Source organism: Microbacterium enclense, assembly GCA_038182865.1.
Classification (GTDB): domain Bacteria; phylum Actinomycetota; class Actinomycetes; order Actinomycetales; family Microbacteriaceae; genus Microbacterium; species Microbacterium enclense_B.
Genome location: CP116226.1, coordinates 1080608 through 1098277, shown reverse-complemented (window position 1 = coordinate 1098277; position 17670 = coordinate 1080608). Strand labels below are relative to the sequence as shown.

The window sequence follows — 17670 nt, the reverse complement described above, 5'->3', positions numbered from 1 at the left end:
TGTGCGACGGAGGGAACGGATTTCCTCCCGTTCCGTGCGTGCGGAACCCTAGGCTGATCGGAACGGGACCGAAAGGCGTGCCATGGCCCTCTTCACCTTCCAGTTCGTCGTCACGGGCGACCTCGCTCCGGCCCAGGAGGCCACCCGGGGCGCTTTGGAGGAGGCCGGCTTCACCGTCACGCAGGAGCGTGACCACTGGAAGGCGACGCACGGCAGCATCACGAAGACCATGTTCCTCGGCCTCCGTGGCCCCAATGACGACCTCCGCGAGGTGCTCGACGTGAAGTTCAGCGACCTCGGCGGCACCGTGCAGGTCGACCTGCACCGGCCGATCTTTCAACCGGCCGGGGGAAACGACGACGGCCTCGAGCAGGTGAAGCTCCACAACGCCTACAAGGATGCGATCGCCCAGGTCGAAGCCGGCCTGCAGAGGCGCGGAGTACTGGTCAGCGCGCAGGTCTGAGCTGCACGCGGCGCCGGCACGATCGGGATGCCGGGCCCTCCGCGACCGCGGATGGGCGTCACCCCGACTCGACGGACCCCGGGCCCGAGTACGTGTCGGTGGTGGGGGAGTAGTTTCGAGCGCACGCGCCGATGGCGCGGCCGTGGATGGAGGAGGAGCGCGTGGGGGATCGACGGACACGTCTTCCGGAGGGAGTTCGGCGCCAGCTGCCGTGGGTGCTGCCTCTCGTCATCGGCGTCGGCGGATTCTTCGGGTTGGGGCTCGCGGGTTCGGCGATGATCAATGCCACGCGGGGCGACGAGTCCGCGGTCGGGATCGGTGTGGCGGGCCTCGCCCTGTTGGGTCTGGCATATCTGGTGGCCGCCGTAGCCGCGGTGTTCCTCGTCGTGGGTGTCATCCGCGTCCTGGCCGCGGCGCACCGTCGTCGGCGGTGGGCGAGGGGCCGGTTCACGCGCACGGAGCAGCAGGCGCAGGCCCGCGACGCCGCGTACGCGCAGGCGTGGCATCGTGCCGGACAGCTCCGGCTGACCCTCGAGCGCCGCGAGGTCCCTGCGTCGATCGCGGTATGGGACGTTGTCCCGCAGCCCGGTGAGACCTTCTTCTTCGACACGTCCGCCCAGTACGCCCGCTACTACGGGCAGGACACGACGTACACGACCTCCGGCGGATTCTTCTTCGGCCACCCGCTTTTCGTCGCGGCCGGAGTGGCGATGACGGCGGCCGGCAACGCCGCTCGTCGATCTGCCGCGGAGGCCGCCGCTCAAACGCAGTGGCGTGAGCAGCAGACCGTCCGTCTGCTCGTGTCGAATCAGCGTCTGGTCTGCAACGTCAACGGTCAGTGGCTCAGCTTCTTCTTCTCCGCGATGACGGCCGTGTTCCCCGAGGTCGACAGATGGTCGCTCGTGTGTCAGTTCGACTCGACGTCGCCCCTGCTGCTGAGCGGTCCGGCAATCCCCGAGACGGCCCTCATCACCGTGCTGATGACGCACGGCCCGGAGGCCGTCTCCCGCCACCCGAGCCTCCAGCCCCTCGCGCCGAGCGTGTCTCAGGACTGAGCATCGCCCTTGCACGCGAGCGTGATCGGGGCGTTCCTGATCGGGCTGGGATTGCGCCCGGAGCAGGCCCCGGTGTGGGCTCGGTGCGGCGCATCTGGTGTTGTCGGTAGGGCGCCGCGGCGTGATGGGATGGCGGGTATGGGGGCTTACTTTCGTCGGACATTCGCCGCGCTCTGCGCGGGACTCGTCGTGGCCGTCGCGGGGTGCGCCCCGTCGCCGGCGTCGCCGGAGAACCCCTTCGTCTCGCTGTGCGAGGATCCGATCGTCGTGGACTGCGGTCACGACGCATGGCCCGCCGGGATCACCGTCGCGGCCGACGCCGCAACCGGCGACGTGCTCGCCTTCACGGCGCGGGTACGCGGTGCCCTCACCGACGCGCAGCGCGAGAACTCGCAAGACGCGATCGTTCCGCCCGAGGTGACCCTGCGGGCCGACGACCCGGACGCGGTCGCGCTCGACCCCGAGGTGGCGCCCGCGCCGAAGTGGCAGTTCACCGTCCGCCCGGGCGAGTCCGACGATGCGCTCGCCGGGGTGCTCGAGGCGGCCGCCGTCCCGGGCGCGAGCGGCATCTCGGCGGGGCTGGGCTGGCCGTCCGCCGTGGCCGCGACCCTCAGCGACGTCGAGCCGTTGATCCGTGACCTGTCGTCGACGTCGCTCTTCGCCGACGGAGGCACGTTCACCGTGCCGTCACTCGACGAGCACTTCCGTCTCGTCTACGTCCCGGCCTACACCACGATGGACGGGGTGCGAGCGGTCGTCTCCGTTGCGCGGGATTATCCGGATGCCGAGGTGCTCCTCGAGGCCCCCACCGCAGGGCCGAACCAGCCGACGTTCTACGTTGCGCGGCTGAGCGCCGACGAGGCGACACAGCTCGCCGCGCGCCTGAGCGAACCGGCCATGGCCTCGGCGAGCGTGGAGGGCGTGCCGCTGGAGTTCGTCCTCACCTCGCGGAGCGAGCAGGGGACCACGTCGATCACCGGCACGTTCGGCGGCGCCGAGGGCTGAGCGCGCGGGCGAGGGCAGCCACGACCCGCCGCGCTCACGCAGCGCTGACACCCGGGCCGCCCCGCCACGCGGGACCGTTCCGCCGCGCGGGACCGCTCAGCCGCGCGGGACCGCTCAGCCGCGCGGTACCGCTCAGCCGCGCCGGACCGCTCAGCCGCGCGGGACCGCTCAGCCACGCCGGACCGCGCAGCCGCGCGGGAGCGCGCGGTGCGCCGCCCGCTCCCGCGCGGCCCGCTCCCGCCGGGCCTTACGCCGTCTTCGCGATGCGGACCCGGATGTCCTTCATCAGGGGCTGGTCGCTCTGGCGGCTGTAGTCGTCAGGGCCGAGCAGGACGTTGAGCTCGGGGAAGTACCCGGCGGCGCTGCCGCGCGGGGTGTCGTACTCGAGCGCGCGGAACGCGGTCACGCTGCGAACCGACCCGTCGCGCGAGGTGGCCACGATGTCGACGAGGTCACCCTCGGCGATGCCCCGCTCGGTCATGTCGCGCCGGTTCATGAACACCAGCTCGCGGATGTTCCGCACGCCCCGGTAGCGGTCGTCGGCGGAGTAGATCGTGGTGTTCCACTGGTCGTGCGAGCGCATGGTCTGCAGCACCAGCACATCGGCCTCTTCGGGGATGACGTTCGGCAGCGGCGCGTCGGAGAACTCCGCCTTGCCCGACGGCGTCTGGAAGTCGCGCTCGCGCGCGGGCTGCGGGATGCGGAATCCATACTGCTGCCGCACCAGCTCGTTGAAGCCCTCGAAGCCGGGCAGCACCTTCGCCATGACGTCGCGGATGCGGTCGTAGTCGCCGACGTACCATTCCCACGGCGTCTCCGAGGCGGGCATGGTGGCGCGGGCGATCCGTGCGATGATCTCGGGCTCGCTGAGCAGGTGCGGTGACGCGGGCTTGCGGGAGCCGAGCGAGAGCATGACGGAGCTCATGGCATCCTCTGTCGAGATCGATTGGGCTCCTGCCTCCTGCACGTCGCGCTCGGTGCGACCGAGGCACGGGAGGATGAGCGCTTGCTTGCCGTGCGTGAGGTGGCTGCGGTTGAGCTTCGTGCTGACGTGCACGGTCAGCTCGCAACGGCTCATGCCCTCGGCGGTGAGCGTGGTGTCGGGAGCCGCGCGCACGAAGTTGCCGCCCATTCCGATGAACACCTTCAGGTCGCCGCGGTGAAGGGCGGCCACGGTGTGCACGGTGTCGAGACCCGGCTCGCGGGGCGAGGTGATGCCGCACACCTCGTCGAGCTTCGCGAGCCACGCCTCGGTCGGCTTGTGGTTGATACCGCACGTGCGGTTGCCCTGGACGTTGCTGTGGCCGCGGACGGGGGAGGGGCCGGTGCCCTTCCGGCCCACGTTTCCGCGCAGGAGCAGGAGGTTGACGATCTCGCGCACGGTGTCGACGCCGTGCTGATGCTGGCTCACGCCGAGGCACCAGCTGATGACGGTGCGCTCGGCGCTGAGGTAGATGTCGGCGGCGCCGCGAATCTCGGCCTCGGTGAGCCCGGACTGTTCGACGAGCTCGTCCCAGCCCGTCGCCTCGACCAGGGCGCGGTATTCGTCGAGACCGGTCGTATATGCGTCGAGGAACGCCTGGTCGAGGGCGGTGGGGTCTGTCTCGGACGCCTCGAACACCACCTTCGCCATACCGCGCACCAGTGCCAGGTCGCCGCCGGGGCGCACCTGCAGGTTCATCGTGCTCGTCGGGGTGCTGTGGAACGTGGCCATGTCGAGGATCTCGTGGGGCACGATCGTCCGCGTGCCGGCCACCTCGCGGAGCGTGTTGACGTGCACGACCTGGGCGCCGCGGTCGATCGCCTCGGCGAGACTCGTGAGCATGCGCGGAGCATTCGACGCCGCGTTGACCCCGAGCACGAACAACGCGTCGCATGTCTCCCAGTCTTCGAGGTCGGCCGTGCCCTTGGGGGTGGCGAGGGATGCCGTGAGCCCCCGGCCCGAGCCCTCGTGGCACATGTTCGAGCAATCGGGGAGGTTGTTCGTCCCGAGCTCCCGCGCGAACAGCTGGTAGAGGAACGACGCCTCGTTGCTGAGGCGGCCGGAGGTGTAGAAGGCGGCCTGGTCGGGAGAGTCGAGCGCGGTGATCTGCTCGGCGATCAGGCGGAACGCGTCGTTCCACGAGATCGGGACGTAGTGGTCGCTGGCGGCGTCGTAGACCATGGGTCCGACGAGGCGGCCGGCGTCTTCGAGGGCGAAGTCGGACCACTGCGACAGTTCGGTGACCGAGTGCTCGGCGAAGAACTCTTTGCCGACGCGCTTGTGCGTCATCTCCCACGTGACGTGCTTGATGCCGTTCTCGCAGATGTCGAGCGCGACACCCTTGTCGTCGGGCCAGGCGCACCCCGGGCAGTCGAAACCGCTCTTGGGGTGGTTCATGGTGAACATGGCCTTGGTGCCGGCGATCGGCTGCCGCTGCTCCATCAAGACCTTGCCGACTGTGAGTGCGGCACCCCACCCGGCTGCCGGGTGTTCGTACTCCCCGGTGCTCTCCCACTCGCCGGTGACGGCGGGGCCGAGACCTCCCTGGCGGGGCTCCTCGGTCATCAGGCCGAACGACTCACCCATGCTCACCCTCCATGAATTCTGGCGCCGAGTCGGTGGCATCCACACCCCGGGCGCTTGTCGTCAGCGTACGCTCGCCGCTTTCGGGACGGAGGGGGTTGTGGGCGCGTCTGTGGAAGGAACAGCGATCCGGTCGGCGCGGGAGTACAGGTTCATGCTGTTGCCTCGCACGAAGGCGGCGAGCGTGAGACCGGCGCGCTCCGCGAGTTCGATCGCGAGAGAAGACGGCGCCGACACGGCTGACAGCACCGGGATGCCGGCCATCACGGCCTTCTGCACCAGCTCGAAGCTCACGCGCCCTGACACCTGGAGCACGGTTCCCCGCAACGGCAGCCTGTCGTGCAGGAGTGCCCACCCGACGACCTTGTCGACCGCGTTGTGACGACCGACGTCTTCGCGGACCACCAGCATCTCGCCCGTCGCGACGTCGAAGAGGGCTGCGCCGTGGAGGCCGCCGGTCTTGTCGAACACCTTCTGTCCCTCGCGAAGACGGTCGGGGAACGCCGCCACGTCACCGGCGTCGATGCGCACGTCGTCGGTCGAGACGTCGTACGACGACACCTTCTCCACCGCCTCGATCGAGGCCGTACCGCACACCCCGCACGAACTCGTCGTGTAGAACGAGCGGGCGAGATCGGGGGAGGGAAGGGCGACGCCGGGGGCCAGGGTGAGGTCGAGCACGTTGTACGTGTTGCCGTCGGCACCGCCCGTGCCGGGCCCACCGCAGTGGATCGCTCGGGCGAACTGATCTCCGCGGCTGATGACGCCCTCCGACACGAGGAATCCGGCCGCCAGCTCGACGTCATGCCCCGGGGTGCGCATCGTCACGGCCAGCGGTGAGCCGGCGACACGGATCTCGAGGGGTTCCTCGACGGCGATGGCATCCGGTCTCTGGCGGTTCACCCCGTCGAGGGTGATCCGCGTGACGCGGCGGGGGGTGGTCAGTCGGCCCATCTCAGGGTCGCTTCCACGGGCGGGAGGCGGACATGGGTCGAGCGTACGCCGGGAAGAAGGGGCGAAGGGGGATCCCGCTGAGTCTTCGCCGTGGGACCGCGCACATCCGCAGAATTCCGCGCACTGCAACGATTCACATTCGTGCGCATACATATTTCGGACTTTTCCTCAATCCCGGCGTGACGAATCCTCAGCCCGGTACGTCTTATCCCTGTAGGCCACCAGCGCCCACCCCGGCCCGGCCGGGCAACTTCCGTGAAAGGCACCGACATGGCTACCGAGGCCCCCACCACCCCCGCCGCGCAGAATGTCCCCCAGGCGGCGTCGCGCGTCAACCGTCCCCTCAGCGCCCGCGGTTCGGAGACCACGACCGAGGGCAAGACCACGATCGCCGAGGGCGTCGTCGCCAAGGTCGCGGGTATCGCGGCCCGCGAGGTCGCCGGTGTGTACGCGCTCGGTGGCGGCGGAGCCCGCGCGCTCGGCGCCATCCGCGACGCGATCAACGCGACCGACCTGACGCAGGGCGTCAAGGTCGAGGTCGGTGAGACCCAGGCTGCGGCCGACATCACGATCGTCGTCGAATACGGCGCCCCCATCCAGGAAGTCGCCGACCAGGTCCGCGGGCGCGTCGCCGGCGCGATCAACCGTCTCGTCGGTCTCGAGGTCGTCGAGGTCAACGTCGACGTGAACGACGTCCACATCCCGGGCGACGACAACACCGACGACGACAGCAACGAAAAGCGCGTCCAGTGAGCGCCACCACGAAGGGCGCGCTCGTCGGGCTCGTCCTCGCCCTCAGCGCTCTGATCTTCGGCTTCTGGGGATTCATCCTCGTCGCCCTGTTCATGGCCATCGGAATCGTCGTCGCACGCATCACGGCGGGCGAGATCGACTTCGGCAACATCGTGAACGCCTTCAAGGGTCGGAGCACGTCGTGACCACCGTCACCGCTTCTCCGGGGGCCGGCAGCCGCACCGCGGTTGCCGCCCCCGGCCTCCCCGCGGGCCGTGTGCACGTCGCCGACCGTGTGCTGCAGAAGACGGCGGAGCGTGCCGCGGCCGAGATCATCGGGGTGGATGCCAAGACCGTCCGCGTCGAGATCGTCTCGGCACGCGACACCGCCGTGGTGCGTGTCACCACGCCGTTTCCCGTCCCGCGTCTCGACGACACCGACGCCGTGCGGGCCGCGACCCCGGTGCTCGAGGCGGCTCGCGCCGCCCAGACCGAACTGCGCTCGCGCCTCACTCGCCTCTTCGGGCGCGACGTCTCCCGCGTCGACCTGACCATCTCGGGCGCCACCGTCCCCCAGCGAAAGCGAGTGCTGTGATGACCGACGCCGTCCTCCGCACCGTCGTGCGGCGTGAAACCCACTCCCCGCGCACCGTGGCCATGCTCGTGGTCGTCGTGCTCCTGCTGCTCGGCCTCGCGTACGCCGCGGTCGAGATCATCCTCGCCCTCTTCGGGCGCCCGCCGCTGCTCGTCGCCCCGGGCGCCGCACTCAGCGCCGTCGTCTCGGCTCCGACCGCGTTGCTGCCGGTCGCCTTCATCGTCGGCGGCGGCGTGCTCGCGCTCATCGGCCTCCTGGTGCTGGTGCTCGCGCTCAAGCCCGGACGCCTCTCGCGTCACGAGATGGCGTGGGGGGAGCGAGCCGTCGTCGTCGACAACGGCGTCGTGGCATCCGCTCTCGCCCAGCACCTGAGCAATGAATCCGGCATCGCCCGTGACGACATCGTCGTCGGCGTCGCCCACCGCACCGTCGACGTCACGGTGCGTCCCCCCGTCGGCATCCCGGTCGACGAGGCCCAGCTGCGCCGCATCGTCGACGACGAGATCGCGACCTACAAGCTCTCGCCCGCCGTGCGAAGCCACGTGCGCGTGCAGCGGCCCGACACCAAGGAGTCCTGATGAACGCGACGCGCCGCGGACTGAACCGCTTCGTTCTCTTCCTCGTAGGCATCGTGCTGCTCGCGCTCGGTGCCCTTGCGCTCGCCGTGGGCCTGCTGCCGAACGGCGCCGACACCTGGACCACCGTCATGGGCGGGTTCCAGGGATGGCTCGAGTCGCTCGGACGCGAGTCCGCCGGTTGGGGTGCCGTCGCGGCCGCCGTGGTGATCGCTCTCCTGCTCGTAGTGATCGCGTCCGCCGCCGTGCGCGGCCGCCGTCAGGCTCCCCTGCAGTCCACGGGCAGCGACAGTGCCGAGGGCCGCATCACCGTCACCGATGGCTTCGCCTCGGAGGCGCTGAAGAACGCGCTCGCCGAGCGTGACGAGATCCTGTCGTCGCGGGTGAGCGCCGGCGAGATCAACAAGGAGTCGGTGCTGCACGTCTCGGTGACGCCGCGGCAGAACACCTCACCGCGTCAGGTAGCCGAGCACATCGACACCCTCGTCACCAACCTCGCCGCCCTGACGGGGCAGAACCTGCGTGCCTACATCTCCATCCACTCGGGTCTGCGCGCCAAGCTCGCGCGCGACAACACCCGCGTGCACTGACACATCTCACGAGGAGACGTCATGACCAGCATCGACCGCACCATCGACCCGCCCGACCTCGACGCCGCGGCCGCGCTCGCCGCGACCGCGGCCGAGGGTGTCGACGGGGTGCACGCCCTCGGCAGCCTTCTCGGACGGGCGTCGGATGCCGTGCGCGAACGCGTAGGGCTCGCCAGTACCGCCCCGGGGGTCAAGATCGACACCGACCGTGGCGACGCGGTCACCGCGACCATCTCGCTCGTCGTCGACTATCCGCACAAGCTTCCCGAGGTCTCGGATGCCGTGCGCGCGGCTGTGAGAACGGCGCTCGAGCCGCTCGGGCGGGGCACGATCGACGTGAACGTGGTGGTGACGGGTGTCTTCGGCCCCTTCGACCGTGACGTCGTCGCGGAGGCCGAGGTGAAGGCGGATGCCGTTGCGGCTCGCGCGCGGGACGCCGCCGACAATGTGAAGGAGCGAGCGGATGCCGCCGCTGCCCGCGCGTCGGAGGCGGTCGACGACCTGAAGGCGCGGGGCCAGGATGCCGCGGCTCGCGCCTCCGTGGCCGTCGACGACGCGGTGGCCGCGTCGAAGGATCTCGCGGCCAGCGCCTCGGAGACCGTCGATGCCGCGGTGACGAAGACGAAGGACGTCGCCGCGGGTACGGCGGCCGCCGTCGACGAGACGGTGAAGGCGGCCCGCGAGCGTGTGGTCGCGGCGGATGCCGAGGCCGACATCGCTGCGGCGGACCGCGTGACGGACGGACTCGAGCCCGAGCCTGCCGCATCGGGGGTGCCCGTGAACGCCGGCGGAGCGGTGAACGCGGACGCTCCGTCGTCGAGCCGCGCCGCGGATCCAGCCGCGGTTGACCGTGCCGATGTGAGCGATGTGGTCGCGGAGGCGCTCGAAGACGCCGCCATCGACATCGCGATCGCCGCCGACGAGGTGCGCGCCGACGACAAGACGCCGGCGACGGACAGCGTGCAGTCGCTCGTGGAGGACGAGCGTCCGCGCCCCTGACCGACGATCGCGAAGGGCTCCGCTTCGGCGGGGCCCTTCGGCGTCTCAGACGTGCTCGGCAGCGGCGCGTGCGGAACTCCTGAGGAAGCGCCGGGCCGGTGAAGGGCCGACGCGGAAGTCCGCGGACGGACCGGCCAGGGCCGACGGATCCTCAGGAGTTTCGCCCGGCGATCGGGGCGCTGCGCGGGTCCCTCACCCCGCCGTCGCGTTGTCGAACGCGCGCTGCGCGGCCTGCTGCGCGTCGGACAGCGCCTGCTCCGTCGTCTTGTCGCCCAGGAGCGCGGCGGTGATCGCGTTGTTGAGCTCGTTCTGGATGTCCTGCCCGGCGGGAGAGGATCCGAAGGAGCGCCCCGAGGCGACCACGTCGTAGTAGGTCGCGATGACCTGGTCGAAGCCGGCATCGCCGGTCGGGGTGACGTATTGCGAGCGGATCATCTCGTCGGCCTCGGGCGAGCCCGTGAACAGACCCGTGTTGAGTCCGCCTTTGCTCTCGATCGTCGCGGCGCGGGCGGCGCCGGCGGCCATCCAGGCGTCGGTCGACGTCAGATCGGTCATCCACTGGCACGCCGCGGCCGGGTTCTTCGCACCGGCCGGGATGACGAACGCGGTCCCCGAAGCGACCGAGAACGGCTGGCCCTCGGCATCCCGGAACGGAACCGCCTGAAGCGAGATCTTGTCGCGGGAGGCCCCGAGCACGTTCGGGTACCACTGGTTCGCGACCTGCGCGGCGACCTGGTTCGTGACGAACTGGTTGGCGTCGCCGAACGTGTCGAACGAATCGGTGAAGCTCTTCACCGCGGCGTAGCCGCCCTGCGCGTCGGTGATGCGCTTGAGCGCATCGATGCCGGCCGCGTTCGCCGGGTCGTCGAGCGTGGGCGTGCCGTCGGCGTCGGTGAGCTGACCGCCCATGCCGAGCACCCACAGTCCGCCCTGGCCCGTGGCGACGGGATCGAAGCCGAGGCGGGTCGGCGTGCTGCCCGACCCCTGGTACAGCTTCTCGACCGCGGCGAGGAGGCCGTCCAGGTCCGACGTGTCGAACGTGTCGGGGCTGACGCCCGCTTCGTTCAGGACGTTCATGTTCAGCAGGATCGCGGGCGGTTGGTAGAACTGCGACACGGCGTAGACGGCGTCCTGATACGTCACGTCATCGACGACGTTCTGGTACCAGCGTTCGGTCGGGTTCACGCCCTTCGCCTCGAAGCATGCGTCTAGAGGAATGAGCAGTCCCCTGCGCGGCATATGTCGTGACGTAGCGGCGGTCCATCTGCACGACGTCCGGCACGTTGCCCCCGGCGATGCGGGTCGTGAACTTCTGCGCGTCGAAGGCCGTGGCATCCAGGGTCACCTCCACGTCGCCGAGCTTCTCGGCGGCGTAATCGAGACGCGACTGACCGACGTCGTCGGCGTTCTCGAACCCCCACGCGGAGAGGGTGCCGGTGGGCGGGGCTGAGAAGTCGACGTCGGCGGCGGGGTCGTCGGAACCGCCGCTGCACGAGGTGAGGACGACGACGGATGCCGCCAACGCGGCGACACCGGCGAGTGAGCGTGTGCGCATGGTGGGGTCCTTTCGGGACGGGGGGATGGATTAGCCTTTTCGGCCCTGGGTGGCGACGCCCTCGACGAAGTACCGCTGGCCGAACGCGAAGATGATGAGCATCGGCAGGGTCACCAGGAGCGACGCGACCATCACGTACTGGTAGTCGCCCTGACCGCCCGCGCTGGGGCTGTACTTCGTCATGGCATAGGCGATGCCGAGGGGAGCGGTGAAGTCGTCGACGGAGCCGGCGTTGAGGTAGATGAGGGCTGCCTGCAGGTTGTTCCAGCTCGCCTGGAACTCGAACAGGAACACGATGATGAACGACGGGATCGACAGCGGCATCGCGATGCGCCAGAAGAGCCCCCACGCGCTGGCACCGTCGAGCCGGGCGGCCTCGAACAGTTCGCGCGGGACCCCGAGGAAGAACTGCCGCTGCAAGAAGATGTAGAACGCACTGCCGAAGAGGTTCATGCCCCACAGGGGCACCCAGGTGCCGAGCAGTCCGGTCTCTTTCCAGATGAGGTAGATCGGGATCATCGTCACCGCGCCCGGCAGCATCATCGTCGCCAGCACCAGGCCGAACAGCAGTCCGCGCCCGGGGAAGCGGAAGTACGCGAACCCGAACGCGACGATCGAGCTCATGATCGCGACGGTCGTCGCCGCCAGCAGCGCGATCGCGACGCTGTTGAACATCCAGTTCAGCAGCGGCAGCTGATTCCACACCTCGGCGTAATTGCCGGGCACGAAGGTCTTCGGGATGAGCGCGTTGTCGAACACCTCTCCCCGCGGTTTGAGACTCGCCGCCAGCAACCACGCGAAGGGGTAGAGGAACAGCAGGGCGAACAGCACGAGCACGACCGCGAGAATCACGCGGCCGACGAGGGTCTTCGGCTGCTTCAGGGCCCGGCGCCAGCTTCTGCGCGGCGGGACGGCCAGCTCGGGATGCGCCTGCGCGACTCCCGGGGTCTGCAGGGCGTTCGTCATCAGCGGTCCCCCTCGTAGTAGACGAAGCGGTTGCCGAGGCGAACCTGCACGAGCGTGATGAGCAGGATGATCACGAACAGCAGCCACGCCATCGCCGCGGCGAAGCCGAAGTTGAACTGACGGAACGCCTGCTGGAAGAGGTAGATCGCGTAGAAGAGGGATGCCTCGGGCGAGGCGTTGCTCTGATCCCGCCAGAACAACAAGTAGGCCTGGTCGAACACCTGGAACGCCGCGATCGTGAGCACGATGACGGTGAAGAACATGGCCCCCGAGATCATCGGCAGTGTGATCGAGAAGAAGCGGCGGACGGGACCGGCGCCGTCGATCTGCGCGACCTCGTACAGGTCGACCGGCACGTTCTTGATCGCCGCGAGGAAGATCACCATCGTGCCGCTGACGGTCCACAGCGCCATGATCACGATGCTCGGCTTCACCCATGCGGGGTCGACCAGCCATTGGGGACCCTGGATGCCGATGGCCCCGAGCGCCTGATTGATCGCGCCCGAGTTGCCGTTGAGGAGCAGGAAGAACACCGCCGCCGTCGCAACGGCCGGGGTCATCTTGGGCAGGTAGTAGAGGGTGCGGAAGATCCCGGCGCCTCGACCGACGCGGCTGAGCAGGAGCGCGAGGAACAGGGCGAAGGCGATCTCGAGCGGTACGGCCATGACGGCGTAGAAGAGGGTGTTCCCGAGGGAGACGGCGACCCGCGGATCCTCGAACAGCTGGGCGTAGTTGCTCGCACCGACCGGACGCGCGGACCCGGTGGCCAGGTTGTAGCTCGAGAACGAGATGACGAGGCTGTAGATCATCGCCCCGGCCGTGAAGATGAGGAACCCGAGGATCCACGGCGAGATGAAGAGGTAGCCCGCGATCGCTTCGCGGCGGTTGTAGGTGGCCTTGTGGCGGGGGCGCTTCTTCGTGTCGTCGGAGGCCGGGGCGGAGGAGAGGGTCACCGGTGCAGCCGGTCGGGGGCGGTGGTGTCGTGGCTCATGGCGGTCTCCTCTCGCGAGCGCCCTCGGCGTCGAGAAGCGCTTCGCCAGGGTCGAGAAGCAGCGAGAAGAGGTCCAGGGCGTTGCCAACGGGGAGAAGGAGTGGCATAAGCGCCTCGGCATCCGGACCGTCCGGCGACGTCGCCGAGCTCACACGATCGGTGCGAGGCGACACGTCCGACGCGGCCCGCACCGCGTGCTCTCGGACGGATCGTGTGATCTCGCGGAGCCGCCGGCCGCGCCCCTGGTGCGCCGCGCCGGGCGCGGCGGTGGTCAGCGCGCGTCGAGCGCGCGCAGGTACCGCCGCGTCATCCACGCCTGCACGAGACGCCCGAGCGGCGCCCCGACACGGGTGAACCAGCGGCCGGGCCGCGAGAACGCCGCGACCTCGAACACCACCTCGCCCGAGGGGCGGAGGGTCACCGTGAAACGTTCCTCACCGCGTTCGGGGTGGCCGGGCAGCGTGCCGTACGCAAAACCCGCGGTGGTTTCGCTGCGCTCGGCCCACACGACGAGACACGGGATGCGGAAGCTCAGGATGCCGAGCCCCAATCGCATCGTCACACGGCTGCCCGCGCGCAACGGGGTCTCCGACATCTCGATCCGTGCGCCCGCTCGTCGCTGCGCTTCGCCCGCGAGCAGGGCGTCGGCCGCGCGCTCGAAATCGCGGCGCCCGTGGCCGATCATGCGGCGGCCGCGCACGTGGTGGTACCCGGCCGGCATCTCGCCGGCGGTCGCGCCGACCTCGTCGTAGGTCAGGCCGTCCATGCCCTCACGCTAGCGCGGCGCATGTCTCGCGGGGCCGTCGCGGTGCCGAGGGGTTGCGCGCCGCGGAGCGGCGGCGGGTGCGGAGCGGAGCGAGGGCTGTTCGGCGCGGAGCGGGGGTGGTGTGGCGCGGAGCGAGGGTGGTGTGGGGCGGAGCGAGGGGTGGCGCGCAGGGGAGGAGATGGGGCGACGGGAGGACGCGGCACCGCTCCCATGTCCTCCGCTCCCCGAATCTCCTCCCGTCACGACCTTCCGCGGCGCGGTCCCCGTCACCGTGGGAGGTCATGACGGGCCCCGCCCCGCCGCGGGCCCTCCTGCACGCTGCGCGCCTCACCCGCCCGCTCTCGGCGGGTGCGGGTGGCGCGCAGGGGAGGAGATGGGGCGAAGGGAGGACGCGGCACCGCTCCCATGTCCTCCGCTCTCCGAATCTCCTCCCGTCCTCGCGTACCGCCCCACTCCCGCCGGACCCCCCGGCCCGCGACCCCCCCCGGGCCCCCGGCCCCCGACCCGACCCGACCGGACCCCCGCCCCCGAGTCCCCGCCCCGGAGCCCCTGGCGCCCGGAGCCCCCGGCCCCGAGCCCCCGCCCGCGCCCCGCGCCTACGCTGGACGCATGCCCGTCCCGCCCGCCGATCCGATGATCGACGTCGCCGCACACCTCGCCGTGATCCTCGAGGCCGTGCAGCCCCTCGCACCGGAGATGCGCGACGTCGCGGCGGCCCGTGGCCTGGTGCTGCGGCATCCGGTGCACGCCGCGGTCGACGTGCCGGGCTTCGACAACTCCGCGATGGACGGCTTCGCCGTCCGCGAGCTCGGCCCCCTCCCCGCCACCCTCCGTGTGGTCGCCGACCTCCCGGCGGGATCGGCGGACGACCCGCGAATGGATGCCGACGACGCGGTGCGCATCATGACGGGGGCGCCCGTCCCCTCCGACGCGACCGCGGTCGTTCCGTTCGAAGACACCCGCGATGGCCTCGACGGCGGCCTCGAGAGCGTCACCGTCATCGCCGCCGACCGCGGGCCCGGGGCCCACATCCGCCGCCGCGGGTCCGACGTGCGGGCAGGGGATCTGGTCGTCGCCGCCGCGACGCGGCTCACGGCGGCACGGATCGGGGCCGTCGCGGCATCCGGAGTGTCCCGGGTGTCGGTCTCGCGGGCGCCGCGAGTGGCCGTCGTCTCGACCGGGTCGGAGCTCGTGCCGGCGGGCCAGCCGCTGCGACGCGGGCAGATCCCCGAGTCGAACAGTGTGCTGCTGGCCGGCCTCGCCGAAGAGAGCGGGGCCGAGATCGTCCTGCGCACCAGCGTCGGAGACGAGGGCGAAGGCCCTCGCGACGCCATCGCCGCCGCGGAGGCGGCCGGGGCCGACGTCGTGGTGTTCTCGGGCGGAGTCAGCGCCGGGGCGTACGAGGTCGTGAAGAACACCCTCGGCGACCTCATGCGTTTCGACCGCGTGCGAATGCAGCCGGGGAAGCCCCAGGGGTTCGGGCGCACTGCCGCCGGCACGCTGTTGTTCGGTCTGCCGGGAAACCCGGTGAGCGCGGCGGTGTCGTTCGAGCTGTTCGTGCGCCCCGCGCTCCGAGCCCTCGAGGGTGATTCCGACGTCGGGCGAGCGAGTGTCCGCGTCGCGCTCGCCGGAGGGTGGCGCGGGCGCGTCGACCGCGTGCAGTACGTCCCGGTGCGGCTCGACCGCTCCGATCCCGCGCGATGGCTCGCCGAGCCCACGGCCCGGGGTACGCGGGGTCTCGCGGACGCCGACGGGTTGGCCGTCATCGAACCGAGCGGGGACGACCTCGCGCCCGGTGATCACGTGACGGTGCTCCTGACGTGAGGGTCGATGCGATCGTGCTGGCGGGCGGGCGTGGCTCGCGCGTCGGCGGGGCCGTGAAGCCGCTCTTCGTCATCGCGGGCTCGACGCTCCTGCAGCGCGCGGTCGACGCGGCGCGCGCCGCGGGAGCGGAGCGGATCGTCGTCGCCGCCGTGCCACTCGCCCCCGGCCTCGACGTCACGTGGGTGCGTGAGGATCCCCCCTTCGGCGGACCCGTCGCGGGGATCATCGCGGCCCTCGACGAGGTGGATGCCGACGAGGTCTACGTCATCGCGAGCGACCTGCCGACCGCCGGCCCGGCCCTGACGCTGCTGACCGACCCCGTGCCACCGGGGAGCGACGGAGTGTGCCTCGACGACGGTCGACGCCAGTGGCTCATCGGCCGGTACCGGACCGCGGCGCTGCGGGCAGCGGCATCCGGTCTCGCCGATCGCGGGCGTGATGCGTCGATGCGGGCGCTCCTGGGTGCGCTGGCGGTCCGCCTCGTCGCCGCGGATCCGGCCCTCACGCACGACGTCGACACATGGGACGATCTTCGAGCAGCCCGAGGAGGAGCCATGACCGAGTCCCGCACCCTGCCCCCTGAGGCGTTGAACGACTGGAGCGCGGCGCTCGCCGAACGCTTCGAGCTCACCGAGGGCGACATTCCGATCTCGCTGATCCTCGACCTCGCGCGCGACGTCGCGAACGGCGTCGCGCGTCCGGCGGCCCCGCTCAGCGCCTTCGTCGCCGGGCTCGTCGCCGGTCGCGCGGGCGGCGCGCCGGCCGACACCGAGGCCGCGGTCGCCGCGGTGGTCGAGATGGCGCGCGGCTGGGAGAACCGCTGATCCCGCCGGCGTGAGCGGCGATCACCGCCCGAGGTACTCGCCCCTCGGTCGCAGGCGCATCGCCTTCTCCGCGTACTCCGCGCCGATGTGCGAGACCCACCCCGCCAGACGCCCCAGGACGAAGATCGTGCTCGCCGCGTCGTCGGGAAGACGGGCTCCGGATGCCAGCGCGGCCAGCGCGAGATCGACGTTCGGCCGCAGCCGCGTGCGGTCGGCGACGACCTCGCTGAGGCGGCGCACGGCATCCATCGTCGCGGCTCCGTCGGGAAGCTCCCCCACGAGGGGGAAGAGGGCGTCGGCGCGATCGTCGACCTCGGGATAGAGCGGGTGGCCGAAGCCCGGGATACCGTTGCCGTCCTGCAGCGCCTCGGTCAGGGCTCGCTCGGGGTCGAGGCCGCGCCGTACCCGCGCGAGCAGGCGTGCCGTCCGCGCCGCGGCCGAGATGTGCAACGGGGAGTCGGCCGCGCCGAGCGCGGCGCTGATCGCGGCGTAGCCGTCGGCGCGCGCCGACGCCGCCACCCGCGCGGCGAAGGTCGACACCGCCAGGTCGTGGTCGATGAGCAGGATGAGGGCCGCGTTCACCGCGGTGACGGTCGGGCCGTCGGGCGGCGTGCGCCACGCGCTCGCGAGTGAGCGGGCGACGTCCGCGTGCGGGTCGCCGCCGAGAGCGACGGGCAGGCCCGTGAGCAGCGTCCAGCCGATGCGGTGCAGCGTCGCCGCTGAGGCGTCGTGGCGGAGCGGGTCGTCGGCGGTGAATCCGGTCAGGGCGGCGCGGAGACGATCCATCGCCCCCGCGTGCGAGGGGAGTGCCGCGACCATCTCGCGCGCGCTCCCGATCGCCGGGTCGGGGGCGTCGATGCGCTCGGCGTCCCAGAGCCACGCCACGACCTCGGCGAAGTCGCGGTCGATGAGGTCGCGCGCGCGGCGTCCCCGGTAGAGCAGCTCTCCGTCTTCGATGTCGGCGATGTCGGTGTGGACGACGCCGATCGGCATCCCGGTGGTCGGATGAGCGGGCGCGGGTGCCGTGCGGCGACGCGTGCCCGCGAACGCCTCGACCTCGAGAGCGTCGAAGCTCGAGCCGTGCGCGTCGCGCTCGCGGTGCAGGAGCCCGCGGGAGACGTAGGCGTAGACGGTCTCGGGTTTGACCCCCAGACGGGCGGCGACCTGGGCGGCGGTGAGGCGGGGGAGCGGCGGAGTCATCTTGATCCGA

At 71.0% G+C, this 17670-nt stretch carries 19 protein-coding genes; 11 read left to right on the top strand and 8 right to left on the bottom strand.

The genetic code is table 11. The features are described 5' to 3' along the window. Positions 1–82: 82 nt before the first annotated feature. The 3 genes from PIR02_05125 (at position 83) to PIR02_05115 (ending at position 2523) form a co-directional block, all read left to right on the top strand. Positions 83–463: a hypothetical protein gene (locus PIR02_05125; protein WZH38050.1), complete on the top strand. Its 381-nt coding sequence runs from the start codon at positions 83–85 to the stop codon at positions 461–463. Positions 464–624: 161 nt separating this feature from the next. After that, entirely contained in the window at positions 625–1518 is an 894-nt protein-coding gene (locus tag PIR02_05120) for a hypothetical protein (protein ID WZH38049.1), read from the top strand. 138 nt (positions 1519–1656) lie between these two features. Next, positions 1657–2523, top strand: coding sequence for a hypothetical protein (locus tag PIR02_05115; GenBank protein WZH38048.1), 867 nt, complete (start codon positions 1657–1659; stop codon positions 2521–2523). Positions 2524–2770: 247 nt separating this feature from the next. Here the strand turns inward: PIR02_05115 and PIR02_05110 are convergent, their stop codons facing one another. After that, the gene (locus PIR02_05110) at positions 2771–5092 is read right to left on the bottom strand and encodes an FdhF/YdeP family oxidoreductase (protein WZH38047.1); all 2322 of its coding nucleotides are present in this window, start codon (positions 5090–5092) and stop codon (positions 2771–2773) included. Between the two features lie 60 nt (positions 5093–5152). Further along, entirely contained in the window at positions 5153–6043 is an 891-nt protein-coding gene (gene fdhD / locus PIR02_05105; protein ID WZH38046.1) for a formate dehydrogenase accessory sulfurtransferase FdhD, read from the bottom strand. 270 nt (positions 6044–6313) lie between these two features. Between fdhD and PIR02_05100 the strand changes: the two genes are divergently transcribed. The 6 genes from PIR02_05100 to PIR02_05075 are packed head-to-tail and all read left to right on the top strand — an operon-like array spanning position 6314 to position 9534. Further along, positions 6314–6796, top strand: a complete 483-nt coding sequence (locus tag PIR02_05100) for an Asp23/Gls24 family envelope stress response protein (GenBank protein WZH38045.1) — start codon at positions 6314–6316, stop codon at positions 6794–6796. Beyond that, a complete protein-coding gene (locus PIR02_05095) occupies positions 6793–6981 on the top strand; it encodes a DUF2273 domain-containing protein (protein WZH38044.1) in 189 nt (62 codons plus the stop codon). The genes PIR02_05100 and PIR02_05095 overlap by 4 nt, the downstream gene beginning before the upstream one ends. Then, positions 6978–7370 carry a hypothetical protein gene (locus PIR02_05090; protein ID WZH38043.1) on the top strand — a complete coding sequence of 131 codons (393 nt, stop codon included), beginning with the start codon at positions 6978–6980 and terminating at the stop codon, positions 7368–7370. Before PIR02_05095 ends, PIR02_05090 begins: the two co-directional genes overlap by 4 nt. Then, positions 7370–7948 (top strand): DUF6286 domain-containing protein, encoded by a 579-nt coding sequence (locus PIR02_05085; protein ID WZH38042.1) that lies wholly within the window; start codon positions 7370–7372, stop codon positions 7946–7948. Before PIR02_05090 ends, PIR02_05085 begins: the two co-directional genes overlap by 1 nt. After that, entirely contained in the window at positions 7948–8535 is a 588-nt protein-coding gene (locus PIR02_05080) for a hypothetical protein (protein ID WZH38041.1), read from the top strand. The genes PIR02_05085 and PIR02_05080 overlap by 1 nt, the downstream gene beginning before the upstream one ends. A gap of 21 nt (positions 8536–8556) precedes the next feature. Next, positions 8557–9534, top strand: a complete 978-nt coding sequence (locus PIR02_05075) for an Asp23/Gls24 family envelope stress response protein (protein WZH38040.1) — start codon at positions 8557–8559, stop codon at positions 9532–9534. Between the two features lie 192 nt (positions 9535–9726). Here the strand turns inward: PIR02_05075 and PIR02_05070 are convergent, their stop codons facing one another. The 5 genes from PIR02_05070 to PIR02_05050 all read right to left on the bottom strand — a co-directional run bounded on the left by PIR02_05070 (position 9727) and on the right by PIR02_05050 (position 13812). Further along, positions 9727–10719 (bottom strand): extracellular solute-binding protein, encoded by a 993-nt coding sequence (locus PIR02_05070; protein WZH38039.1) that lies wholly within the window; start codon positions 10717–10719, stop codon positions 9727–9729. Beyond that, on the bottom strand, positions 10679–11089 hold the full coding sequence (locus PIR02_05065; GenBank protein WZH38038.1) for a hypothetical protein: 411 nt from the start codon (positions 11087–11089) through the stop codon (positions 10679–10681). The genes PIR02_05070 and PIR02_05065 overlap by 41 nt, the downstream gene beginning before the upstream one ends. Before the next feature lie 30 nt (positions 11090–11119). Next, positions 11120–12055, bottom strand: a complete 936-nt coding sequence (locus tag PIR02_05060; GenBank protein WZH38037.1) for a carbohydrate ABC transporter permease — start codon at positions 12053–12055, stop codon at positions 11120–11122. After that, positions 12055–13008: a sugar ABC transporter permease gene (locus PIR02_05055; GenBank protein WZH38036.1), complete on the bottom strand. Its 954-nt coding sequence runs from the start codon at positions 13006–13008 to the stop codon at positions 12055–12057. The genes PIR02_05060 and PIR02_05055 overlap by 1 nt, the downstream gene beginning before the upstream one ends. A 309-nt stretch (positions 13009–13317) precedes the next feature. Further along, positions 13318–13812 (bottom strand): DUF1990 domain-containing protein, encoded by a 495-nt coding sequence (locus tag PIR02_05050; GenBank protein WZH38035.1) that lies wholly within the window; start codon positions 13810–13812, stop codon positions 13318–13320. Between the two features lie 609 nt (positions 13813–14421). On the opposite strand from PIR02_05050, the gene PIR02_05045 reads away from it, so the two are divergent. Beyond that, positions 14422–15636: a molybdopterin molybdotransferase MoeA gene (locus PIR02_05045; protein ID WZH38034.1), complete on the top strand. Its 1215-nt coding sequence runs from the start codon at positions 14422–14424 to the stop codon at positions 15634–15636. After that, positions 15633–16460, top strand: coding sequence for an NTP transferase domain-containing protein (locus tag PIR02_05040; GenBank protein WZH38033.1), 828 nt, complete (start codon positions 15633–15635; stop codon positions 16458–16460). The genes PIR02_05045 and PIR02_05040 overlap by 4 nt, the downstream gene beginning before the upstream one ends. A gap of 21 nt (positions 16461–16481) precedes the next feature. Here PIR02_05040 and PIR02_05035 read toward each other — a convergent pair whose 3' ends face one another. Further along, a complete protein-coding gene (locus PIR02_05035; protein ID WZH38032.1) occupies positions 16482–17660 on the bottom strand; it encodes a citrate synthase in 1179 nt (392 codons plus the stop codon). Between the last annotated feature and the right edge of the window lie 10 nt (positions 17661–17670).